At 65.0% G+C, this 21,898-nt stretch carries 22 protein-coding genes and 1 pseudogene; 8 read left to right on the top strand and 15 right to left on the bottom strand.

The features are described 5' to 3' along the window. Nucleotides 1-404: 404 nt before the first annotated feature. Nucleotides 405-1,655: an acyltransferase family protein gene (locus EHV23_RS06145; RefSeq protein WP_125095153.1), complete on the top strand. Its 1,251-nt coding sequence runs from the start codon at nt 405-407 to the stop codon at nt 1,653-1,655. Between the two features lie 232 nt (nt 1,656-1,887). Here the strand turns inward: EHV23_RS06145 and dnaB are convergent, their stop codons facing one another. From dnaB to EHV23_RS06105, 8 genes are all read right to left on the bottom strand, one after another. Then, complete coding sequence (dnaB, locus tag EHV23_RS06140) at nt 1,888-3,249, bottom strand: replicative DNA helicase (RefSeq protein ID WP_125095152.1); 1,362 nt, start codon at nt 3,247-3,249, stop codon at nt 1,888-1,890. Between the two features lie 295 nt (nt 3,250-3,544). After that, nucleotides 3,545-4,000, bottom strand: coding sequence for a 50S ribosomal protein L9 (gene rplI / locus EHV23_RS06135; RefSeq protein WP_125095563.1), 456 nt, complete (start codon nt 3,998-4,000; stop codon nt 3,545-3,547). A 70-nt stretch (nt 4,001-4,070) separates the two neighbouring features. Continuing rightward, on the bottom strand, nt 4,071-4,346 hold the full coding sequence (rpsR, locus tag EHV23_RS06130; protein ID WP_005672388.1) for a 30S ribosomal protein S18: 276 nt from the start codon (nt 4,344-4,346) through the stop codon (nt 4,071-4,073). Between the two features lie 23 nt (nt 4,347-4,369). Continuing rightward, entirely contained in the window at nt 4,370-4,705 is a 336-nt protein-coding gene (priB, locus tag EHV23_RS06125; protein ID WP_158615857.1) for a primosomal replication protein N, read from the bottom strand. 39 nt (nt 4,706-4,744) lie between these two features. Continuing rightward, complete coding sequence (rpsF, locus tag EHV23_RS06120; protein WP_125095150.1) at nt 4,745-5,137, bottom strand: 30S ribosomal protein S6; 393 nt, start codon at nt 5,135-5,137, stop codon at nt 4,745-4,747. Between the two features lie 167 nt (nt 5,138-5,304). Next, nucleotides 5,305-5,586, bottom strand: a complete 282-nt coding sequence (locus EHV23_RS06115) for an acyl-CoA-binding protein (protein ID WP_125095149.1) — start codon at nt 5,584-5,586, stop codon at nt 5,305-5,307. A gap of 338 nt (nt 5,587-5,924) precedes the next feature. Beyond that, entirely contained in the window at nt 5,925-6,794 is an 870-nt protein-coding gene (locus EHV23_RS06110; protein ID WP_125095148.1) for a hypothetical protein, read from the bottom strand. After that, on the bottom strand, nt 6,791-7,633 hold the full coding sequence (locus EHV23_RS06105) for a sugar phosphate nucleotidyltransferase (RefSeq protein ID WP_158615856.1): 843 nt from the start codon (nt 7,631-7,633) through the stop codon (nt 6,791-6,793). Before EHV23_RS06105 ends, EHV23_RS06110 begins: the two co-directional genes overlap by 4 nt. 564 nt (nt 7,634-8,197) lie before the next feature. On the opposite strand from EHV23_RS06105, the gene EHV23_RS06100 reads away from it, so the two are divergent. Further along, nucleotides 8,198-9,292 carry an autotransporter outer membrane beta-barrel domain-containing protein gene (locus EHV23_RS06100; protein WP_125095146.1) on the top strand — a complete coding sequence of 365 codons (1,095 nt, stop codon included), beginning with the start codon at nt 8,198-8,200 and terminating at the stop codon, nt 9,290-9,292. A 172-nt stretch (nt 9,293-9,464) separates the two neighbouring features. Here EHV23_RS06100 and pncB read toward each other — a convergent pair whose 3' ends face one another. Beyond that, on the bottom strand, nt 9,465-10,691 hold the full coding sequence (pncB, locus tag EHV23_RS06095) for a nicotinate phosphoribosyltransferase (protein ID WP_125095562.1): 1,227 nt from the start codon (nt 10,689-10,691) through the stop codon (nt 9,465-9,467). A 110-nt stretch (nt 10,692-10,801) separates the two neighbouring features. Between pncB and fdxA the strand changes: the two genes are divergently transcribed. The 6 genes and pseudogenes from fdxA to EHV23_RS16600 all read left to right on the top strand — a co-directional run bounded on the left by fdxA (nt 10,802) and on the right by EHV23_RS16600 (nt 15,501). Beyond that, nucleotides 10,802-11,128 carry a ferredoxin FdxA gene (fdxA, locus tag EHV23_RS06090; RefSeq protein WP_125095145.1) on the top strand — a complete coding sequence of 109 codons (327 nt, stop codon included), beginning with the start codon at nt 10,802-10,804 and terminating at the stop codon, nt 11,126-11,128. Between the two features lie 452 nt (nt 11,129-11,580). Beyond that, nucleotides 11,581-12,327 (top strand): RnfABCDGE type electron transport complex subunit B, encoded by a 747-nt coding sequence (locus tag EHV23_RS06085; RefSeq protein WP_125095144.1) that lies wholly within the window; start codon nt 11,581-11,583, stop codon nt 12,325-12,327. Further along, nucleotides 12,324-12,992, top strand: a complete 669-nt coding sequence (nth, locus tag EHV23_RS06080; protein WP_125095143.1) for an endonuclease III — start codon at nt 12,324-12,326, stop codon at nt 12,990-12,992. The genes EHV23_RS06085 and nth overlap by 4 nt, the downstream gene beginning before the upstream one ends. A gap of 177 nt (nt 12,993-13,169) precedes the next feature. Next, on the top strand, nt 13,170-13,619 hold the full coding sequence (locus EHV23_RS06075; protein ID WP_125095142.1) for a DUF1841 family protein: 450 nt from the start codon (nt 13,170-13,172) through the stop codon (nt 13,617-13,619). Between the two features lie 448 nt (nt 13,620-14,067). Further along, nucleotides 14,068-14,802: pseudogene (locus tag EHV23_RS16605) on the top strand (alpha/beta hydrolase family protein); the annotation flags it as partial. 246 nt (nt 14,803-15,048) lie between these two features. After that, on the top strand, nt 15,049-15,501 hold the full coding sequence (locus EHV23_RS16600) for an OsmC family protein (RefSeq protein ID WP_420813047.1): 453 nt from the start codon (nt 15,049-15,051) through the stop codon (nt 15,499-15,501). A gap of 93 nt (nt 15,502-15,594) precedes the next feature. Here EHV23_RS16600 and ybaK read toward each other — a convergent pair whose 3' ends face one another. From ybaK to EHV23_RS06040, 6 genes are all read right to left on the bottom strand, one after another. Continuing rightward, a complete protein-coding gene (gene ybaK, locus EHV23_RS06065; protein ID WP_125095141.1) occupies nt 15,595-16,077 on the bottom strand; it encodes a Cys-tRNA(Pro) deacylase in 483 nt (160 codons plus the stop codon). A gap of 187 nt (nt 16,078-16,264) precedes the next feature. Next, nucleotides 16,265-17,380: an acetoin dehydrogenase dihydrolipoyllysine-residue acetyltransferase subunit gene (locus EHV23_RS06060; RefSeq protein ID WP_125095140.1), complete on the bottom strand. Its 1,116-nt coding sequence runs from the start codon at nt 17,378-17,380 to the stop codon at nt 16,265-16,267. A gap of 3 nt (nt 17,381-17,383) precedes the next feature. Then, nucleotides 17,384-18,394 (bottom strand): alpha-ketoacid dehydrogenase subunit beta, encoded by a 1,011-nt coding sequence (locus EHV23_RS06055; protein ID WP_125095139.1) that lies wholly within the window; start codon nt 18,392-18,394, stop codon nt 17,384-17,386. 71 nt (nt 18,395-18,465) lie between these two features. Beyond that, entirely contained in the window at nt 18,466-19,446 is a 981-nt protein-coding gene (locus EHV23_RS06050; RefSeq protein WP_125095138.1) for a thiamine pyrophosphate-dependent dehydrogenase E1 component subunit alpha, read from the bottom strand. Between the two features lie 185 nt (nt 19,447-19,631). After that, entirely contained in the window at nt 19,632-20,720 is a 1,089-nt protein-coding gene (locus EHV23_RS06045; RefSeq protein WP_158615855.1) for an NAD(+)/NADH kinase, read from the bottom strand. Between the two features lie 498 nt (nt 20,721-21,218). Beyond that, nucleotides 21,219-21,884 (bottom strand): DUF799 domain-containing protein, encoded by a 666-nt coding sequence (locus EHV23_RS06040; protein ID WP_125095136.1) that lies wholly within the window; start codon nt 21,882-21,884, stop codon nt 21,219-21,221. Between the last annotated feature and the right edge of the window lie 14 nt (nt 21,885-21,898).

Here is a 21,898-nt window from a genome sequence, read left to right as displayed (position 1 = left end):
ATGGATGACAGTGTTGGCAGTGCCCTGAAGCCATCGGGGATTCTGTGACGCTGCCGCCTTGTCCCGCCCGCCCATACAGCCTTCGCCGACGAACGGCAGCATTTCGGTCACGAACGGTTGGCTGCGTTGCGAAACAACCGAAGCCCCCTGACGGGTCTGCAGGCCCGTCCGCCCGGCACGTCCCGGTCCCCCCGGCCGCGCCAAAGCCCCTCCAGGAAGCCCGATGCCCGCTGTTGACGCCAGATGACGGCTGTTAGGCAGCAAATGGGCGATTTCGTCCCACTGTCCCTTCGATAACCTATGAATCATTTTCATGACGAAATATGATTCTTGTCGGATGACCTGCATTTTTCGGTGACGGTGTCGGAAAACTTTTCTAGCATGTTTGCGTTCTGCGGGCATTCATGATGAAAAGTAACCAAGCGCTCCCCTCTCGCGCCGCCACCGGCCCCCTCGATCCCCGGGCTGGTCACGGTCCGAAGTCCACCAGTGGCAGGGGCGGCGCGCCTGCCGCCGACCGGACGCTCTACTCGCTGCAGGCCCTGCGTTTCATTGCTGCGGCCCTGGTGGTCATCAGCCACATCCGTACCGAATTCCGGCTCACCCCCTTCGGCAGCAGTGGCGTGGACGTGTTCTTCGTCATCTCCGGTTTCATCATCTACTACGTCACCCGCGAGGGTGCGCCGCAGTTCTTCACCCGCCGGCTGATCCGCATCGTGCCGCTGTACTGGCTGGGCACCCTGCTGCTGGCCGGCGTGGCCATGAAGGCACCGAGCATGCTGCACGGCCTGCAGTTCGATGCGACCACGCTGCTGGGCTCGCTCTTTTTCATTCCGGTCTGGAATGAATCGTTCCAGTACCACCTGCCACTGCTGCTGCTGGGCTGGTCGCTGAACTACGAGATCCTCTTCTACCTGATCTTCTTCGTGGCCCTGAAGATCTCGTTTCCCCACCGGCTGCTGATCACCTCGGCCCTGCTGGTGGGTCTGGCCCTGCTGCATCCGCTGGCCGCGCCGCAATCGGCACTGGCCTTCTGGAGCGATGCCTACATCATCGAATTCATCTACGGCATGCTGCTGGCCCAGCTGATCCTGCGCACCCGCTTCATCGAACACGCCCGGCTGCCGATCGTGGCCGCCGTGGCGGGCCTGGCCCTCTACTGCTGGCTGCTGCTGCCGGAAACGGGCTTCATCACCCAGCAGATCGCCCTGGTCAAATGGCAGCGCATCCTGGCCATCGGCCTGCCCAGCACCGCCCTGGTGGTGCTCACGCTGGCCTGCGAGCAGGCATTCCGCCGGCTGGGCCAGCCCGTGAAGACAGGCATCAACTTCCTGGGCGAGCTGTCGTACCCCATCTACATCTTCCATATCTATGTGATGGGCATGCTCAAGCGGCTGGGCGCACTGAAACTGGGCCTGCCGGCCTACACGGCCGTGATGTTTGCCGCCGCGCTGACCGTGGCCACCGCCGCCTACCTGCTCTATGAGCTGCCGGTGCGCAACTACCTGAGCCGCAAGCTGCTGCACAGCCGGCGCGACACCCCGCGGGGTAGCGGTGGGCCGGACAGAAAAGGCCGGCCCGGCCGCACGGGTGTCCGCCAGGCGCCCCTGGGGGCAGCCGCCGGCGGAGCAGCGGCACGGGTGCAGGGTTCGTGACCACTGTCGTGACCACTGCAAACCTGCGGGCGCCCACCCCCTGAAGGGTTCATCCCCCGCGGTACAGGTACAGACCATCACGCAAAAAACAGGCCAGCTTCTGCATCATGCGGGGCCGGCCTGTCTGTTTTCCGGGCAGCAGGACATTGACTCCCCTGCACTGCGAGGCATCGGTACCCACCGGGCACCGGTCAGGCATCTTCCCCCGACCCCAATTCCCCGCGGCCCGACCTCAATTCCCCGCGGCGAAGTTGTCGAACTTCGTGTACTGGCCGTGGAAGGCCAGCGTGACGGAACCGATCGGGCCGTTACGCTGCTTGCCGATGATGATCTCGGCCATGCCCTTGGTCTCGGCATCGGGATCGTAGCGGTCGTCGCGATGGATGAAGAAGATCACGTCCGCATCCTGCTCGATCGAGCCCGATTCGCGCAGGTCACTCATGATCGGCTTCTTGTCCTGGCGCTTTTCCACCTCGCGGGAAAGCTGTGACAGCGCAATGACCGGGCACTTCAGCTCCTTGGCCAGCGACTTCAGTGCCCGCGAGATTTCGCCCACCTCGGTGGCCCGGTTCTCGCGCCCGCCCGGATTGGCCCCCGTCATCAGCTGCAGGTAGTCGATGACGATGAGCCCCAGGTGGCCGTACTGGCGCGCCAGGCGTCGGGCACGGGCCCGCAGCTCGAAGGGATTGAGCGCCGGCGTCTCGTCGATGAACATCGGCGCATCCTGCATCTTGCCCATGGCGTCGGTCAGCCGGATGAAGTCGTCCTCGGTCAGCCGGCCGGTACGCAGCCGCTGCTGATCGATGCGCCCCGTGGAGCCGATCAGACGCATCACCAGCTGCTCGGCACCCATCTCCATGCTGAACACGGCCACCGGCAGCTTCTCGTGCACGGCCACGTGTTCGCCGATGTTCAGTGCAAAGGCCGTTTTCCCCACCGAAGGACGGGCCGCCACGATGATCAGATCCCCCGGCTGCATGCCGGAGGTCATCCGGTCCAGATCGATGAAACCGGTGGCAATGCCGGTGATCTCGCTGGGGTTGTCGCGGCTGTAGAGTTCGTCGATGCGCTGGAACACCTTGCCCGACAGCGGACCGATGTGCTGGAAATCGTTGCGCTTCTTGCCGCTGTCCTCGGCAATCTTGAACATCTCGGCCTCGGCCGCGTCCAGCACCTCGTTGACCGGCCGGCCCTGCGCATTGAAGGCTTCGGTGGCGATCTGGTCCGACACGGCAATCAGCCGGCGCAGCACGGCCCGGTCGCGCACCATCTCGGCATAGTGGCGGATGTTGCTGGCCGAGATCACCGCATTGGAGAGCATCACCAGATACTGCTCGCCCCCGGCATCTTCCAGACGCCCGGCCAGCTGCAGCGCATCCTTGACCGTCAGCGCATCGGCCGGCTTGCCGGCCCGCAGCAGGATGGAGATGTGCTGCCATATCAGACGGTGATCATGGCGGTAGAAGTCATCATCGTTGATGATGTCGGCAATGTCTTCCCAGGTACTGTTGTTGAGCAGCAGACCGCCCAGCACCGATTGTTCGGCTTCGACCGAATGCGGCGGCAACCGCAGTTGTGCAACTTCGCTGTCCATGAGGCAAGAATCGGGAGAAACGAAAAGCAGCAGACGCCCGCACCACGCGCCGGAACGCCGGCATCGCCTGAACATGGCATGGTACGGCATGGCGTGAACATGCCCATGGTTCGGGCACAACGACACCTGGCGGAAAGCTGTCGCCCAGGAAAGGGGCAGCAGACATCGACGAAAAAAGGGCGTCCGCAGGGACGCCCCTTTTTCGTGCAAGACCCGGGCAAACGCCCGAACCCGATTGCGGCTGTCTGCCGGCAGGCAGACCGCACGACCGCAGGGGCCGAAGCCCCCGCCGGCATCAGGCGTGGTCGCCGATCACGTTGATGGTGATGTCGACCAGCACGTCGGTGTGCAGGGCCACCTGAACCGGGTGCTCGCCGATGGTCTTGATGTGACCTTCGGGAATCCGGACCATGGACTTCTGCACTGAGGCAAAGCCGGCCTGGTGCAGGGCGTCGGCGATGTTGGCGTTGGTGACGGAGCCGAACAGGCGGCCGTCCACACCGGACTTCTCGGTGAGCGAGAACTGGCGACCGGCCAGTTTCTCGCCTTCGGCCTGGGCGGCAGCCAGCTTCTCGGCCTGGATGCGTTCCAGCTCGGCACGACGGGCCTCGAACTCGGCCACGGCGGCCTGGGTGGCACGACGGGCCTTGCCCTGCGGGATCAGGTAGTTGCGGGCGTAGCCATCGCGAACCTTGACGACGTCACCCAGCTGGCCGAGGTTGACGACTTTTTCAAGCAAAATAATCTGCATCATGCGCTCCTGCCGGGCCGCGCGCCCCCTTCAGTGAAGGCGGGCACTGTTGCGGCCCCGCGGTGGGGAATCAGTGGTTGTCGGTGTAGGGCATCAGGGCCAGGAAGCGGGCGCGGCGAATGGCAACACCCAGCTGGCGCTGGTAGTGGGCACGGGTACCGGTCAGGCGTGCGGGAATGATCTTGCCCTGCTCGGTGACGAAGTCCTTCAGCGTATCGACATCCTTGTAGTCGATCCACTCCACCTTCTCGGCCGTGAAGCGGCAGAACTTCTTGCGCTTGAACAGGGCGGACTGGGCGGGACGTTTGGGTTTGCGGTCTTTGCTGCCGCGACGAAAACCAACCATGATGAAACCTCTTGAGAATTTTGTCAGTACTGATCGATGCGTGTCAGATGCAGGCACAGTGCACGTCCGGAGCGGCGCAGCGGCGTCAGAAAACCGCTGACCGTCAGCCGCGTTCCGGGATCGATACCGGCCAGCTCCCTGGCCAGATCACCCAGGGCCACGGCGGAGATGTCCAGCCTGACCTGGCGTTCGATACCGGCCTCGAGCTGCCGGGAAGCGTGGGACAGCGTGCATTCCGTGACAGGAACCCCCGACAGGTTGTAGCGCAGGGTTTCCCGCCCGGTGAGCGTGGCGGTGAGCAGCAGATGGTTCTCGCCGTCTTCCCCTGCCGTCAGGGGGGCGTCGGAAGGCGGATTCACCGGCTGTTCGGGTGCATGCATCCGGCACGCGGGCGTCGATTACTCGGCAGCCGCGTTTTCGCCGGCTGCGGCCGGTGCGTCGGAACCACCCGTCTTGCGGGACTCTTCCTTCTGCAGGCGCTTGCTCATCACCGACGGGCCGGTCTCGGCCTTATCCATGCGCACCACCAGGTGGCGCAGCACGGCGTCGTTGAAGCGGAAGGCGTTTTCGATTTCGCCCAGGGTGTGCTGGTCGCACTCGACGTTCATCAGCACATAGTGTGCCTTGCCGATTTTCTGGATGGGGTAGGCAAGCTGCAGACGCCCCCAGTCCTCGATGCGGTGCATCTTGCCATTGGCGCCTTCGACCATCTGCTTGTAGCGCTCGATCATGGCAGGCACTTGTTCGCTCTGGTCCGGATGGACCATGAAGACGATTTCATAATGTCGCATGGATTACCCTTGTGGATTTCCGTGGGAAGAAAGCCACCGGCAGCAACGGGCGGGCCGCATCGGAAACACCCCGAAGCGCCCGGCCGGACCGTCTGTCTGGCCGTGTGGCAAGGAACTCGGGATGATAGCGCGTAAACCGGAAAATCCAAAGTGGATGGGGGCTTGACCTACTCCGTCACTCCCTGCAGCTGGCGCGACTTCAGCCGGCTGACCTCGAACACGTACTCGGCCATGGCGTCCTCGCGGCTCACCCCGGACAGGGCGTGCCAGGCGTCCCAGTGCGAGCGCCCCTCGAAATCGGAAAAACCGGGCCGGTGCCCGCTGGCGTCGCCGGAGGTTGCCTGCATGAAAAGCGCATAGAGCCGCAGCCGAACGATGCGTTCCAGCGAATCCTGCAGCGAACTGGCCTGCAGCTGGGCGCGCCTGAAATCGGCTTCGAGACTGGACATGACGTAACCCTCCTCCGGTCATGCGATGTCCGCTTGCGGTTCCGCTGCCTTCCGGGCCGCGCCACCTTGCCGGGCGCAGCCCAACGGACACGGAAGACAACCGCTCCCCGTGAAAGGTCCGACCAGACCCCACGGGGCTGGTTCCGGGCGGGACATCCACCGGCCACTGCCGGCCGCACGATGGACCTGTGACTCCCGCACTGCATCATCGTACGCCTCGCCGCCCCGCAGGCCGATTGGGGATATCCCTGCCCACGGCCCTCCGGGAAGCTTTCTGTTGCCCTGTTGCCGCAATCCTGCAGCATTGGCCGCCACAGGGCTGGCGCACTGGCATGAACTCAGGGCCGCAGCGGCACGCGCGCAAACACGTGCCAGTCCGCCACGCGCGCCATGTCCTGTGCCCCCGGCCGCGGACAGATGCCCAGCAGGGTGTCGAACTGCAGGAGACCGTTGCCACGGCTTCCCTCCCCGGCACCATGGCTACCCGCCCCGGCCGCCAGGCATGCCGGCAGCATCGGCGCCACCCGCATGGCCTGCGCCGCCCGCTGCGCTTCGGGCCAGTCGCCGTAGGCGAGGCTCAGATGGGGCCGAAAGCCGGGGTCGCACACATCCACGACCAGCCGCGACACCTGGGCCGCCCTCAGAGCCGCGCGCAACCAGGCCCGCCACGCCGTCAGCATGGCCCGCTCCCCGGCCGACGGTGCCAGCCGCAGATGAAAGATCCGGAAATGATGCGGTACGTGGCCAATGCCATCGGTGTTCAGTGTGATGGCAGGCAGCAGCCCGGCCAGCCGTTGCGCCCAGCGTGCCGCAGGCGCCGGTGTCCCCGCAGGACCTGCCGTACCGGCTGCCGCACCGCCCGCACCCAGGGTTCCCGCTTCAATTGCCCTGCCCCTCGGATCATCAGGCCTCACTGGCCCTGCCGTTCCGGCCGCCCCAGTCGCACATGCCCGCCCCGACTCACCGGCAACACCCCCTGTCTGTGCATATAGCCACGCGGCCGGCAACTCGCCCAGCGCCAGCGTCATGTGGGGTTCGAACACCGGTCCGCCGAACTCGCCGGCCAGCTGGCCGATCAGCCGCTGCAGTCGCGCGTGCTGCGGCTGCGCCGGCAGCAGCCACCAGGCGCAGGGCAGCATCGGCCTGCTCTCTCCCTGAAGCGCCCGTGCGACGCGTGAACGCACCGCACCCTCGTGAACAAAGGTCATGCCCCCAGCCCGTCCCACACCCCCGGAAAGGCCGCCGCCGCCGTGATGCCATCCGGCTCGCCGATGTCCAGAAAACGCCCCTGCGGGAACCACACGCTGTTCACATGCAGCCCGGCGCGAATGGCCGCGGCAATCACCGCCCCCACCGGCCATTCCGGCGCCTTGCCTTGCGGATCGGCCGCGATGCGTGCCCGGGCCTGCGCCGCCAGCCGGCCACATTCCTTGTGCAGGAACATCGAGAAACGCCCGTTCCACACCGCAAACATCCAGCAGGTGTAATGATCCGGCCGCTGCGGGCGCTCTTCCTTGGTCTCGAGGTTCAGGATCCGCCCCGTGGCGTCGTCGCGCGTGATCACATCCCCCGGCTCGCAGGCCGTGGCGTGAAAGAGCCCCAGCACCACGTCGGCCCCCGTCTCGTCCTGATGGGCCAGCAGCGGCGAGAACGAATCCACCGGATCGATCAGGATGTCCGGAAAGCCGAACACCACCCGTGCATCGCCAATGAAGGGCACTGCCTGCGCCAGCGAGAACGGCGGCCCCCATGGCAGCCCGGCCTGCAGATAGGCAAACCGCAGGCCCAGCCGGCTGCCGTCGCCGTAGTAGTCGGCAATGTCCCCCTTGCCCGGCCGCGTGATGAAGAACACCTGCTCGGCGCCCGCCAGCCGCATCCGCTCCAGCAGGTACTGCGACACCGGCCTGGGCTTGCGGTCGGCGCCCTCGCTGGCATGGGTGAAGCCCACCGGCATCAGCTCCTTGCTGAACGGCAGCGGTGAAAGCCGTGTCCCCCGCCCGGCCGCCGGAATCAGCCCCACCAGCCGCGGACGCGGAAAGCCCTGCACGGACGGGGACGCCCCTGCCCGCGCTCCGGCGTCAGGGCTGCTGTTTCTGGGATCAGGACTGCTGTTTCTGAGGTCAGGGCCGCTGTTTCTGGGGTCAGGGACACTGTTTCTGGGCATCGATGTTTCCATATTGATACAAAAGACGCGCTGCTGAAATAAAAGGACGACAATACAGCCAGGAACGTTGCGGCAAAAGCCCGCCATGGCTTTCGCAACAACACTCCGGGGGGCTCCTGCCGGTGCCTGTGCCGGTCGGCGGTGAACATCCACGGACGGCGCTCCTGCCGGTGCCCGTGCTGGGTCGGCAGTGAACGTCCACGGACGCCGCTCCTGCCAGCGCCCGTGCGGGCATCGGCCGGCGCGCTGCAGGCTCACCCGCCGGCCGATGGCCGCTTGCGACCACTCATCCGGCCACGGTGGAAGCCGCCGCGTTTTCCCGAAAAATCATGACTCCTGTGAGGAAATCCATTCTGCTGCGGGAGAACACCAGCCTTCTCCCACACCCCGAACCGGGTACCGGCAACGCGCTGACCCTGTAACAACGTCCCTGAGCGTGTAGCAACCATGTTCGCCCCTGCATCGCCCTCGCGTCCACCGGTCCTCATCGCCGGCCGGTCGAAGTTTACCGGACGCCCCACCGCTCCCCTGCTCCTGGCGATGCTGCTGACCCTGCCTGCCCTTGCCCATGCCACGGAGGCCGACTGGGTCGCCAGCCAGGAAAAGGCCTCGCAATCGTTTCTCGACCAGGCCCAGGGTGGTATCACCACCCACCAGGCACAGATCCGCGCCCGCCAGAAACGGCTGGCCAAGGCCAGCAGCCGCGACGTGCCGCGCTTCCAGAACCAGCTGCAGCTCAAGGACCGTGCCAGCAGCATCCCGCTGACCGTGGCCAGCAGCCCGCAACCCGGCTACGCCCGCCTGCTCAACAGCGCCCCGGGCAAGACCAATGTGTACGTGCGCGGCACGCTCTACAGCATCAACAACAGCAGTGGCCTGGGGCTGACCACCCCCGACACCATGATCGGCAGTGACCAGCAGGTCAACGAGGACGTGGCCATCGGCTTTGCCGCCGGGCGCATCAGCACCCGCAAGGCTTCGGGCACCCTGCTGTCGGCCTATCTGTCGCTGCAGCCCCTGCCGGCCGTCCTGGTCGACATGAGCATCTCGCTGGGCGCCCACCGCGCCCGCCACGAATTCCTGAAGGGCTACACGGCACCGGGTCTGGGCATCTCCGGCCACTCCCAGGCCTTGAGTCTGGAAATCAACCGGGCACCGCAGAATCTCCTCGGCTGGACCTTCTCGCCCTACAGCCGCTACGACCTCGTGGCCACCCAGCTCGACAGCGACAGCCTCCAGGGACAGGGCCTGCGCAGCAACCGGCAGCTTTCGAGCCTGTCGTTCGGCAGCATCATGGAGACCGACTGGTTCGGGTTTCTGGGTTCGATCCAGCCGCGCCTGCAGCTGGAACTGCGCCACCAGATCACCGAGGGCACCGGCAGCATCAGGCAGCGCTACAAGACGCATGGCATGATCGGCTTGGGCCTGACCTCGCGCCTGTCGCGCGACATGGCCACCTTCGCCGAGAGCCGCTACGCGGCCGAGTCGGGCAGCGCCAGCCCCGAGAGCCTCGTGCTGCTGGGCATCCGGCTGTTCTTCTGAACACAGCAGGCGACAGCGCGTGCCCTCTCCGGAAGTGTGGAGTCTGGGCGACAGTATCACAGCATTGACGGGGAGGAGCGGGAACGGACAGGAAGCGTGGAGTCCGGGCAGCAGTGTCACAGAATCCCCGATGGTTTCAGGGTACTGCCAGCACGGTCCCTTGCGCAGACCCTCACTCCCCGCCGGCAATCTGCCCCACGGGCGACACCGGTGCCGGCGCCAGTTCGGCGGGAATGTCGAACACCTTGCGCAGGTACTGCAGGTAGTCGAGGTCCGTCACCATGTTCTTGCCCGGGTTGTCGGAGATCTTGGCCACCGGCTGGCCATTGCACGCCACCATCTTGATGACGATCTGCAGCGGCGTGTAGCCCAGATCATTGGTCAGGTTCGTGCCGATGCCGAAGCGCACGATCACCCGGTCACGGAAGCGCAGGTACAGCGCCTTCATCAGGTCGAAGGTCAGCGAATCGGAGAACACCAGTGTCTTGGTGGACGGATCGACCCGGTTGGCCGCATAGTGGCGGATCAGCCGCTCGCCCCACTCGAACGGATCGCCCGAGTCGTGCCGCGCGCCGTCGAATAGCTTGCAGAAGTACATGTCGAAGTCGCGCAGGAAGGCATCCAGCCCGTACACGTCCGACAGTGCGATGCCCAGATCCCCGCGGTACTCCTTCGCCCAGGTCTCGAAACCGAAGATCTGCGAATCGCGCAGCCTGGGGCCCAGCGCCTGGCAGGCCTGCAGGTACTCGTGTGCCATCGTGCCCAGCGGCCGCAGCCCGTAGCGCATGGCCAGCATCACGTTCGACGTGCCGGTCAGCACCTCGCCCAGCCGGTCGGAGCAGACCTGCAGCACCTCCTCCTGCCAGCGCGCCGAGAAGCGCCGGCGCGTGCCGTAGTCGGCAATGCGGATGCCGCGCATCTCGGGGTCATCGACGATGGTGGCAATCTTGTCGTCGAGCCGGTGCCGGCCCTCGGCGTAGTCCGGGCTGGGAGCGATGCGGCGGAAGTACAGCTCGTTGACGATGGCCAGCACCGGGATCTCGAACAGGATGGTGTGCAGCCATGGCCCCTTGATGACGATGTCGATCTCGCCGTTGCCGGCCGCCGACGGGCTGATCGCGATGTACTTCCGGTTCATCTGGAAGAGCCCCAGGAAGTCGATGAAGTCGCTCTTCAGGAAGCGGAACTGCCGCAGGTAGTCCAGCTCCGCCTCGGTGAAGCGCAGCGAGCACAGCGCCTCGATCTGGTGCTCGATGTCGGGGATCAGCGGCACCAGGTCCACCCCCTCGTTGCGGCACTTGAAGCGGTACTCCACCTGCGCCCCGGGAAAGTGATGCAGCACCACCTGCATCATCGTGAACTTGTACAGGTCGGTATCGAGTAAAGAGGCAATGATCATCGACTTTTCCATGAATTCAGATCGCCAGACGGGCATGCAAGGGGATAAAATACGGGCCTTCCCCCATACGGGGCTCCCCCTATCCTTTCCTACCTCGCTCCCATCCTGCAATGGCCCACATCGTGCTTGATAACTGCATCCGCTGCAAATACACCGACTGTGTCGATGTATGCCCGGTGGACTGCTTCCGCGAAGGCCCCAACATGCTCGTCATCGACCCCGACGAGTGTATCGATTGTGCCGTCTGCGTGCCGGAATGCCCGGCAGAAGCCATTGTCGCCGAAGAAGACGTTCCTGCCGACCAGGAAAACTTCATTCCGCTCAACGCGGAAAAGGCGCCCAAGTGGCCCGCCATCACCCGCAGCAAGGCCCCGCTGCCGGGTGCCGACGACCTCAACGGCACCCCCAACAAGCTGCCTTTCCTCGAAGACTACTGACCGTACCCGCCGGCAGCCGCCGGCAAAGCCTCCCGCACCTGCCGCTGGCCCTTTCGTATCCATCCTGCAGCAGCGCCTCCTTTCATCCCGTCTTTTTCGGTTAACCATTATACGACTGCGTACCGCTCTCATTAACTGCTCTCCATCAGGGATATTCCGCCTTGCTCCCCGTGGGGTTATCGGGCTTTTTGCCACACGGATTCTGTGACACATGGTCAGACCGGCCCGGTACGGACGACATGGCCAGCTCGCTCCAGCGCAGACGACATGGGCAGGCGCTGGCAGCAGCAAGCCGTACGCTCCAACCGGAACCGCATGAATGCCGGCGCTGGCGCGCGCCACCGCATCGCGCGGCGGCAGGGGTGACTCACTGCAGCAGGAGCAGACCGCTACAATGGCCCCGAGCGCGTGTTATGGACCCACTCATCCCCGCGACCCCCCCATCCCCGCCGATGACCGCTTCCACTGCCCTCATCCACCGCATCGACCAGCTGCTGCCGCAGACCCAGTGCCGGCGCTGCGGCTACGACGACTGCCACGCCTACGCGCAGGCCATCGCCAGTGGCGAGGCCGCCATCAACCGGTGCCCGCCGGGCAGCGATGCCACCATCGCGGCCCTGTCGCAGCTGCTCGGGCGCCCGGCGCTGCCGCTGGCCGGCGATCTCGACCCCATGCCCGTGCGGCACGTCGTGCACATCGACCCGCTGCACTGCATCGGCTGTACCAAGTGCATCCTCGCCTGCCCGGTCGATGCCATCGTCGGCGCCCCGCGCTTTCAGCATCAGGTGCTGGCCGACCGATGTACCGGCTGCGAGCTGTGCCTGCCTCCGTGCCCGGTGGACTGCATCTCGCTGGTTCCCGTGCAGCAGCCCTGGCAGGATGCCGACGCCAGCCACGGCCGCCGCCATCACCAGCGCCGCGAACATCGCCTGCAGGCACGCCGTCCCGTCCCCGCCCCCCGCCCGGTTTCGCCGGTCGCTGCAAGGCCCATCGACCCGTCCATCGGGACGGAAACGGCGGAAACGTCAGAAAGGCCAGAAGAGACAGGAGGGGCAAAAATACGGGTGGAGGCAGGAAGGGCCGAAACCGCCAGCCGCGACCCTAACATTGCGCTCGCCAGCACCGACGAGAAGGCCCGGCGACTGGCCGCCATCCGTGCCCGCATGAAACCGGCCCACCCCCGGCCGGCTGCCGAATGAGCCCAAAGCACCGGCTGGAGATGTTCCGCCGCCTGGCCGCGGCCAACCCCGAACCCGAGACCGAGCTGGAGTACGGCAGCCCCTACCAGCTGCTGGCCGCCGTGCTGATGTCCGCCCAGGCCACCGACAAAAGTGTCAACCTCGTCACCCGGCGGCTCTTTCCGCTGGCCCCCACCCCACAGGCCATGGTCGGACTGGGGCTGGAGCGCATCACCGACACCATCCGCACCATCGGGCTCTTTCGCAACAAGGCAAAGAACCTGCTGACCATGAGCCAGATCCTCATCGACCAGCATGGCGGCGAGGTACCGGATAACCGCGAGGCCCTCGAAGCCCTGCCCGGCGTGGGCCGCAAGACCGCCAACGTCATCCTGAACGTGGCCTTCGGGCACCCCACCATCGCCGTGGACACCCACACCTTCCGCGTATCCAACCGCACCGGCCTGGCCCCCGGCCGGAACGTGGACGAGGTGGAACAGAAGCTGCTGAAAGTGGTGCCGAAGGAATACCGGCTGCACGCCCACCACTGGCTGATCCTGCACGGCCGCTACATCTGCAAGGCCCGCACGCCCGAATGCTGGCGCTGCCCCATCAGCGACCTCTGCGCCTTCGAGCCCAAGACGCTGCCCCCACCCCGCAGGTCGGCGCTGGACCAGGGGCCATGACGCCACGAAGCCCTGCCCAGGACCCGGACGACTTCGGCACCATACAGTCCCGGCCACGGGCCGGACGCCCCGCTCCCCCACTGAACAGCCCGTCCTGCACCGGACGCCCCCTGATGGTCAAACGGTCTGTCCAGCCAGCACCATCCCCTCATCCCCGCGTTTTCATCCCCCGCCACCATGCTCTTCAACCCCTCCGTCGCCGACGTCCGCCGCTACTTCTGCGGCATCTGGAACAAACATCAGAACGGCACCCCCATGGAACCACTGGAGATGGTGGCCTGGGAATGGATCAGGCAGCACCCCGAGTATCACGAAGAGCTGGCCGACGTGAACCGGGCGCTGGAGGCCGAATACAGCCCGGAGGCCGGCCGGAGCAACCCCTTCCTGCACCTGTCGCTGCACCTGGCCATTTCCGAACAGCGCGCCATCGACCAGCCGCGGGGCATCCGCGAGGCCATGGACGTACTGGAGCGCCAGCTGGGCAGTGCCCATGACGCCGCCCACCAGGCCCAGGAATGCCTGGTCGAGGCCCTGTGGCAGTCGCAGCGCCACGGACGCCCGCTGGATGCCAGCGCCTATGTGAACGCCCTGCGGCAGCGGGCCGGCCTGCCTCCGGTACAGGGCTAGAGAGAGCGTGGCTGGCGTGGGTTAGGGTGAGGCGTGTTGTGCTCAATATCGATAGCGCACGCCAGGGCGTGGCTGGCGTGCGTCAGGGACTCATGCGTCCCCGCTGCCACTGCAACCCCTCCCTGTTTTGCCGGGATCCTGGCCAAAAACGCCCACAGCCCGTCCCGAAGCCTCCATACTGGCTGTGGTTATCCGGACACAGTGGCCGGAGGATCCCTGCAACACCCCGTCGAAGGAGATTTTTCTCATGACTCCCCACACCCGCAAACTCGCGCTCATCACCTGAGGCGTGCCGGGCTGTGACGTACCGGCGGGACGCACGGCCCCATGCGGTCCCTGCGCCACGTCCGGCGGCCGCTCACCGGCCCGGGCCGTCCCTGTAAGAGAACCGGATGGCGCGGCGACCAAAAAGGACACATGCTTTTCTCCTTCCGCCAAAGTCGCCGCCATGATCAATCGCATCACTTTCCCGAACGCCCAGGGCCACCAGCTGGCCGGCGTGCTCGAACTGCCCGAATCTCCCACCGCCTTTGCCCTCTTTGCGCACTGCTTCACCTGCGGCAAGGACATCAAGGCCGCCGCCCGCATCAGCCGTGCGCTGCATGACCGCGGCGTAGCCGTGCTGCGCTTCGACTTCACCGGTCTGGGCGGCAGCGACGGCGATTTTGCCGACAGCAACTTCTCTTCCAACGTGGCCGATCTGCTGGCCGCCGCCGACTGGCTGCGCCAGAACCACCAGGCCCCTGCCCTGCTGATCGGCCACAGTCTGGGCGGCGCCGCCGTGCTCGCCGCCGCTCACGCCGTGCCGGAGGCAAAAGCCGTGGCCACCATTGCCGCCCCGGCCGAGGCCAGCCACATCCTGCGCCAGTTCAGCGGCAGCGTGGACACCATCCGCACGGAGGGCCAGTCCACCGTCTCGCTGGCCGGTCGCCCCTTCACCATCAAGCGTCAGTTTCTGGACGACGTGGCCGAACAGAATCAGGCCAGCCGCATCGCCCAGCTGGGCAAGGCCCTGCTGGTATTCCATTCGCCAAAGGACGCCACCGTCCACATCGAGCAGGCCCAGAAAATCTACGAGGCGGCCCGTCACCCCAAGAGCTTCATCTCGCTGGACGACGCCGACCACCTGCTCAGCAACGCACAGGACGCCGAATACGTGGCCAGCTGCATCGTTGCCTGGGCCTCGCGCTATGTGACACCGGGGGCGCTGGCGGCTGCCGCGCGCAGTTTCCAGGATGGGGGCACACAGCCACCGGCGGATGCATCCCGCGCCGCCACAGGCACACCTGCGTCACAGGCCGCTGCGTCACCGGCTGGCGCAACGTCGGGAGAATCCGCTGCCTCCTCTGCCCCCTTCGCTTCCCCGGCAACCCGGGACGCACTGGACGTGCCAACCATTCCGTTCGATCCGAACCTGCCGGCTGGTACCGTGCGCCTGACGGAACTGAATCACAGATTCCTGCGTGGCATCCAGGCTGGCCGCCACACCTGGCTGGCCGATGAGCCCGTACGCATGGGCGGCAGCGATCTGGGGCCCGACCCCTACGCGCTGCTGCTCTCGTCGCTGGGTGCCTGCACCTCGATGACCATCCGCATGTACGCCAACCGCAAGGGAATGAAGCTCGATGATGTGGTGGTGGATCTGGTGCACCGGCGCGAGACCCTGCCGGCAGGGAGCACCGGAAGTGCGGAATCATCCTCCACAGCGGGGGCTGCCAGCCATGGCAGTACCCAGACCGAGGACGTGTTCGAGCGCCAGATCACGCTGAAAGGCGAGCTGAGCGATGCCGAGCGCCAGCGGCTGCTGGAGATTGCCGACAAGTGCCCGGTGCACAAAACGCTGACGGTGCGGATCCGGATCACGACGCAGCTGGTGGGGTGAATCTTCACCCCTGCACAGGACTGGCAAACAGCAGCCGGTCCTGTTCTGGCACATGGCAACCGGGCAGCCCCTGTCAGAAACCTGTCATCTTGCTCACTCCGTCGCCACACTCACCGGCTGCGCATCGAGCGCCTTCAGCGCGGCCGGTGAAATCTCCACCTGAAACCCGCGCTTGCCGCCATTGATGAAAATCCGCGGCAGATCCAGAATGGTACGCTCCACATACACCGGCAGCTTCGTCTTCGTGCCGAACGGGCTGGTACCCCCCACCAGATAGCCGGTCCATTTGTTGGCCTGCCTCGGGTCGGCAGGCTCGATGTGCTTCATGCCCAGCTCGCGCGCCAGGTTGCGCGTGGAAATCTGCCGGCCACCGTGCATCAGCACGATCAGGCCCTTTTTCTGTTCATTTTCCAGCACGATGGTCTTGATGACCTCATGCTCCGGCGCCTCCACTTCACGGGCGGCCTGGGCCGTGCCGCCGTGCTCTTCGTACTCGTACACGTGGGGAATGAAGTCGATGCCGTGCGCCCGGAGAAAGCGCACGGCGGTGGTAACGGGGTAGTCTGCTTTGGCCATGGGGGTGTGTCCTGATACGGGGCATAGTGTAACCACGCCTGCCCGCAGTCTGGACACGAACATGGACTTTCGGCGGCCATTCCCCGCAACAGCAGGGGCGCAACGGTCTCACCCCCACGCCTCACGCCCCACGACCCCACGACCCCACGACCCCACGACCCCACGACCCCACGACCAGGGAAGCAGATCAGCTCCCTTCCAGGAACGCCAGCACCACCGGATTCACCTCGGCCGCATGGTCCATGTGGCACATGTGCCCGGAAGCCTCGTACAGCACGGTTTTCGTACCGTCCGGCACCGCCTCTGCGTGCGCAACGGGCACCACCTGGTCATCCCGCCCCCACAGCAGCAGCAGCGGATGCCGCTTCACATCGAGTGCCAGGCCGGGAAGCGCACGCTGGCGGCCATCGGCAAACATCGCGTCACGCAGTGCCCGCAGGGCATCCTGCACGCCATCGAGCCGCTTGTAGCGCAGGCTCTCGTCCACCATCGCCCGGGTCACGGCCGAAGGGTCTGCCAGCAGCAGGCCCAGCACCGGCTTCAGATCCCGCCTCGATTCGGCATCGATGAAGCCATCCACATAACCCATGTTGATGGCTTCGCCAAATCCACAGGGCGACACCAGCACGAGTTTGCCAACGGCATCGGGTACATCCTGCGCCAACTGTACAGCAATGGCACCACCCATCGAATGGGCCATGATGTCCACCCTGGTGTATCCGGTTTCCTGCAGGAAACGGTGGACGAAGGCTGCCATGCCCGCCAGGTCGTGCGATGCGGGCAAGCGCACGTCCGATGCGCCATGGGCCGGCAGATCCAGCGCGATGACCGTATGCCGGCTGGCCAGCTCATCGATGTTGAAGAGCCAGTTGTTCAGATCGCCACCGAATCCATGGATCAGCAGTACAGGGCTTCCGCTGCCGGTCTGCTGGTAGCGCACACGAATGCCGTCCACCTCGACATGCTGGTCGCTGGGGCCGGTTTCATCTTCTTCCCCGTCCCCTTCATCGGGTACCTGATAGGCGGCGATGAACGCATCGATCTCCGCATCGGAAACACTTTCTTCGGCCAGTACGCCCAGCAGTGCCTTGACTGGCAGCACGTCACCTTCGGCCGCCAGCTGACGGCGCAGCAGTCCCGCATCCGGGGCTTCCACCTCATTGGCGATCTTGTCGGTTTCCACATCGAGAATGGGCATGCCCACTTCGATACGCGTACCCACCTCCACGAGCCAGGCGTTGACCTTGCCTTCCTTCATCGAAAGGCCCCATTTGGGCATGACGATCGGTGTGATTTCAGCCATCTCTCAGTTTCCTTTCATGGTTTTGCGGGCAGCCGCGGCAATGCCTTCGGCAGAGGGCAGATACAGGTCTTCCAGTGTGGGCGAAAATGGCACCGGGGTATGCGGCGGCACCACCATCTGGATGCCGCTTTCCAGCGCATCGAAGATTTCCTGGCACACCTGTGCGGAAATATCGGTGGCGATATTGCAGCGGGGGCTGGCCTCATCCACCACCACGAGGCGCCCGGTGTTCTCCACCGATTCCAGCACCGTATCCATGTCCAGCGGCGACAGGGTACGCAGGTCGATCACCTCGCACGAAATCCTTTCCTTTTCCAGCTGCGCTGCAGCCTCCATCGCCCGGTGCACCATCAGGCCGTAGGTCACGATGGTGACATCCCTGCCCTCGCGCACCACATTGGCCTCACCGAAGGGAATGGCGTAACTGCTCTCAGGCACATCGCCTTCCAGTCCGTACAGGCTCTTGTGCTCGCAGAAAATCACCGGATCATCATCGCGGATGGCCTGAATCAGCAGCCCCTTCGTGTCATACGGGCTGGATGGACAGACCACCTTCAGGCCCGGAATGTGCGTGAATACCGGCGTCAGCATCTGGCTGTGCTGGGCAGCCGCCCGAAAGCCCGCGCCCACCATGGCCCGGATCACCACCGGGGTACGTGCCTTGCCGCCGAACATATAGCGGAACTTGGCGGCCTGGTTGAATATCTGGTCGAAACAGACCCCGGCAAAATCGATGAACATCAGCTCGGCAACCGGTCGCATGCCGCAGGATGCCGCACCGATGGCCGCACCGATGTATGCCGATTCCGACAGCGGAGTATCCAGCAGGCGATTGCCGAATTTCTGGTACAGCCCCTTGGTCACCCCCAGCACACCGCCCCAGGCATCGTCCTCACCTGCAGCACCTGCGCCCCCCACGATATCCTCTCCCATCATGATCACGCTTTCATCGCGTGCCATTTCCTGGGCAATGGCTTCATTGATCGCCAGCTTCATGCTCAGTTTTCTGGCCATTTGTTCGTCTCCTTCATGCTGTGCTTCGCGCCGCTGCCGGTTTGCCGTCTCCGCAGCGCTGGGGCACTGAATCAGTATTTCACGTAGACATCGGCCAGCAGATCGGCTGCCGACGGTTCGGGCGAGGCCTGTGCCGCCACGACCGAGGCCTCGATCAGCGTGGCCACCTCACGGTCGATGGCGTCCAGTTCGGCTGCCTCCAGCACGCCTGCCTCTTCGACCCGGGCCCGGAAGATCTTCAGGCAGTCGTGGTCGGCACGCAGCATGTCCACCTCACCAGGCGCCCGGTAGGTCTGCGCATCCCCCTCGAAATGGCCATAGAAGCGGTCGGTCTTGCATTCGAGCAGCGCAGGTCCCCCGCCTTCGCGCGCCCTGCGGATGATCTCGCCCGCAGCCTCATGAACCGCAAAGAAGTCATTGCCATCCACGGTCACGCCCGGAATGCCGAACCCGGCGCCCCGGTCGGCAAAGCTGCTGACGGCCGTTGCATAATCGCGTGAGGTCGATTCGGCATAGCCATTGTTTTCCACCACGAAGATGACAGGCAGGTTCCAGATCGCGGCAAGGTTCAGGCTCTCCAGCACCGTGCCCTGGTTGGCGGCACCATCCCCGCAGAAGGTCACACCCACATCTCCCTTGCCCCGGTATTTCGCTGCCAGTGCTGCGCCGCATACCAGCGGTGCGCCCGCACCGAGGATTCCATTGGCCCCCATCATGCCGCGCGACAGATCGGCAATGTGCATCGACCCGCCCTTGCCATGGCAGACGCCATCACGCTTGCCGTAGATCTCCTTCATCATGCCGTGCACATCCACGCCCTTGGCAATGCAGTGCCCGTGTCCCCGGTGTGTACTGGCAATGCGGTCGTCGTCATGCAGATGACGCAGCACACCCACGGCTACGGCTTCCTCTCCGGCATACAGATGCACGAATCCCGGAATGTCTCCCCGGGAAAAATCGATGTGCAGACGCTCCTCGAAATCGCGGATCGTGCGCATCTTCCGGTACACATCCAGCAGTGTCTCCCGGTCGAGCGGCGTTTCATGACTCATATCGTTCTCCTCCTGTGCGCCCGGGCTCGAAATGCCCGCACCGGACTGGGCGGTGCAGGATGGGGGGGCGCGCTCCCCATGCTGTCATCGGTGGCGTGAGATTCCCAGGGTGTCCTGGTATCTGGTGTATTCGGGATACTTGCGTGTGTGCAGCAAATTCCGGAAGGGACGCGCAGCGCGACGCGTCATCCTGCCGCTTCATGTTCGAGCAGCAGGTGCTCCCGTGCCGCGTAATGCAGACAGGCCGGGACATCGAGTGTTTTCAGGCCCTGATCATGCAGGCAGATTTCCACCCGCTCATGGGAACGGAATGCCATTTCCCGCTCGCCATCGAGTGACAGCAGGCCATCCTGTCCGCTGATTTCCCAGATCTCCCCGGCAGGCAGCCATCGCCACGACCGGACAGGTATTGCTGTGATCAGCCCGGGGGCGAGCGCCGCATGCAGCGTCCACGGTGCGCGATGCATCTGCCCTTCCCGCAGGGTTTCGTCCCCCGTGCCCAGTCTCACCATCAGGCCCCCCGGTTCATGACGCCCTACCGGCTGCAGCATCGCCGCCACGCCGGACAGCCCCACGGCCTCGGGAGAAGCCTGCGTCACCAGAATCGTATGAAGCGAGCCGGCATCACCGATGGCCCTCGCCCCCAGAATCCGCTCGTTCAGCACGCCCACATCGATGAGCGCAATATCTTCCCGTACACGCTCCCTCTGGGTATCGATGCAGCGCACATCCAGGCGCTTTTCATTTCTGACCGCCACGGCTTCCGGAATACGCCCCCTGACATACAGCGCGGTGGCCATGGCGGTGACCGTCACTTCCCGCATGGGCGGAAATGCGTTGTTCGTACCCGTGGAAATTCCCACGATCGGCACATCCCTGCATACCGAGGCGACTGCGCGATGCGTACCATCGCCGCCCATCACCATCAGGGCACGCACCCCCTGATCACGCATGAGCGATGCCGCCGCAAGCGTGTCCGCCACCGATCCGCTGACCGTCATGTCCAGCCAGCGCAGCGTGGGCAGCCGGCGATACGCCTGACTGCTCTCCCGAAGCAGCTGGCGATCCAGCAGCGCCCGCAGCCCTTCGCGCTCGGGCATGAGCAGCACCTCGTCCACGCCCATCGAAGCCAGCACCCGCAGCACGCGCAGCAGCATGGCCACACGTTCTCCCAGGGTAAGCCCCGCCGCATCCGAGAGCACGCGCCGTACATCTCTTGCCGATACCGGATTGGCAATCATGCCCACACGAACAGGCTCCGAACCGTGCGCCATGTCTGTCCCCCCCGCCCTTGAGCGTGTCATGCATTCATTCACCAGGCCACGGTTTGCAGACTGACACGGCAGACAGGCGTGCATGTGAACCAACAGCCGGTTTTGTCAGCAAATATTTCTGCACACCGGTTTTTTCGGGAAACTCCGGGGGAGAAATTACCCTGATACGGCGAAGCTTCTGGCAAGTTTCGGCCTTCCCCGAAGGCAGGACCAAAGAGGATATGTCTGCCCGGAAGGCAGGATCGAAATGGATGTGCATTCCGGACATGGGAGCCCCTGCACCATCAAGCTCCGCCCCGCAGATCCGGGGCGTTGCCAGAACTGCCACGACTACAGACAGAACTGCCATGCCAACAGAAATGGCGACTTCATGTCCCCCTCCCTTGCGGGAGCAGGCTCATGAAGCCGCCATGTGGTGGTAGCCGCCATCGGGCAGCTGTCGGGCTGCCTTCACTGCAACTGTTGCCTGCCCCCGTCCTGAAGGCAGGCGCGCAGGCGTCATCGGTCGTTCTGGTAATCCTTCTGGTAATCGGGGTGATACGGCCCCATCAGCACTCCACCCCGATCGCCGTAGTAAAAGAGCTGTGCATCCGCCGTGGCGGCCACCTGATAACCACGGTCCGTGGCCGATCCGATGATCTGGTTGGCCACCGCAGAAACCAGCGAGGCGATCAGGCCGCCGCCGCCGTTCGAACCGTTGTCCACGTGTTTTGCGCGGCCCTCCCAGAGCGTCTGCCCGGTCTTCAGGTCCACCAGCTTGCCGCTCACCGACACGCGCGTGTCGCTGCTCAGGATCTGGTAGCTGGTACCGTACTCTTCCACGTGCAGGTACAGAATGGCATCGGCACCGAAGATTTCCCGCACCTTCCGGATGGGGGCCGACTGGATGTCGTGTCCACCCGTCAGGCCGTTCTGCCGGAACATCTCATCGACCACCGCCACCGGAAAGACGTAATACCCCTTTTCCGCCAGCGGCACCGTGGCACGGGCCAGCACGCTGGTTGCGCCCTTGATGTCCGGTGAATCGTTGGTGGGCATCACCACCAGGATCGAGCGCGGACGGGCCTGGCGAAATGCCGTGTAATCGTAGCCCGGCTTCTGGGACGCACAGCCTCCCAGCAGCATGGCCCCCAGCACGGCAAGCGAAATGGTCAGTTTCTTCATGATGCAGGGCCTCC

The organism is Lautropia dentalis (assembly GCF_003892345.1).
Taxonomy (GTDB): domain Bacteria; phylum Pseudomonadota; class Gammaproteobacteria; order Burkholderiales; family Burkholderiaceae_E; genus Lautropia; species Lautropia dentalis.
Note: the sequence above shows the minus strand (reverse complement) of the source record. Positions and strands in the feature narration are given on the sequence as shown.

What these genes read in the sequence shown, in the direction of transcription:
- EHV23_RS06145 (WP_125095153.1), top strand. Translation starts at nt 405, where the DNA reads ATGATGAAAAGTAACCAAGCGCTCCCCTCTCGCGCCGCCACCGGCCCC.
- dnaB (WP_125095152.1), bottom strand. Translation starts at nt 3,249, where the DNA reads ATGGACAGCGAAGTTGCACAACTGCGGTTGCCGCCGCATTCGGTCGAA.
- rplI (WP_125095563.1), bottom strand. Translation starts at nt 4,000, where the DNA reads ATGCAGATTATTTTGCTTGAAAAAGTCGTCAACCTCGGCCAGCTGGGT.
- rpsR (WP_005672388.1), bottom strand. Translation starts at nt 4,346, where the DNA reads ATGGTTGGTTTTCGTCGCGGCAGCAAAGACCGCAAACCCAAACGTCCC.
- rpsF (WP_125095150.1), bottom strand. Translation starts at nt 5,137, where the DNA reads ATGCGACATTATGAAATCGTCTTCATGGTCCATCCGGACCAGAGCGAA.
- EHV23_RS06115 (WP_125095149.1), bottom strand. Translation starts at nt 5,586, where the DNA reads ATGTCCAGTCTCGAAGCCGATTTCAGGCGCGCCCAGCTGCAGGCCAGT.
- EHV23_RS06110 (WP_125095148.1), bottom strand. Translation starts at nt 6,794, where the DNA reads ATGACCTTTGTTCACGAGGGTGCGGTGCGTTCACGCGTCGCACGGGCG.
- EHV23_RS06100 (WP_125095146.1), top strand. Translation starts at nt 8,198, where the DNA reads ATGTTCGCCCCTGCATCGCCCTCGCGTCCACCGGTCCTCATCGCCGGC.
- pncB (WP_125095562.1), bottom strand. Translation starts at nt 10,691, where the DNA reads ATGATCATTGCCTCTTTACTCGATACCGACCTGTACAAGTTCACGATG.
- fdxA (WP_125095145.1), top strand. Translation starts at nt 10,802, where the DNA reads ATGGCCCACATCGTGCTTGATAACTGCATCCGCTGCAAATACACCGAC.
- EHV23_RS06085 (WP_125095144.1), top strand. Translation starts at nt 11,581, where the DNA reads ATGACCGCTTCCACTGCCCTCATCCACCGCATCGACCAGCTGCTGCCG.
- nth (WP_125095143.1), top strand. Translation starts at nt 12,324, where the DNA reads ATGAGCCCAAAGCACCGGCTGGAGATGTTCCGCCGCCTGGCCGCGGCC.
- EHV23_RS06075 (WP_125095142.1), top strand. Translation starts at nt 13,170, where the DNA reads ATGCTCTTCAACCCCTCCGTCGCCGACGTCCGCCGCTACTTCTGCGGC.
- ybaK (WP_125095141.1), bottom strand. Translation starts at nt 16,077, where the DNA reads ATGGCCAAAGCAGACTACCCCGTTACCACCGCCGTGCGCTTTCTCCGG.
- EHV23_RS06060 (WP_125095140.1), bottom strand. Translation starts at nt 17,380, where the DNA reads ATGGCTGAAATCACACCGATCGTCATGCCCAAATGGGGCCTTTCGATG.
- EHV23_RS06055 (WP_125095139.1), bottom strand. Translation starts at nt 18,394, where the DNA reads ATGGCCAGAAAACTGAGCATGAAGCTGGCGATCAATGAAGCCATTGCC.
- EHV23_RS06050 (WP_125095138.1), bottom strand. Translation starts at nt 19,446, where the DNA reads ATGAGTCATGAAACGCCGCTCGACCGGGAGACACTGCTGGATGTGTAC.
- EHV23_RS06045 (WP_158615855.1), bottom strand. Translation starts at nt 20,720, where the DNA reads ATGGCGCACGGTTCGGAGCCTGTTCGTGTGGGCATGATTGCCAATCCG.
- EHV23_RS06040 (WP_125095136.1), bottom strand. Translation starts at nt 21,884, where the DNA reads ATGAAGAAACTGACCATTTCGCTTGCCGTGCTGGGGGCCATGCTGCTG.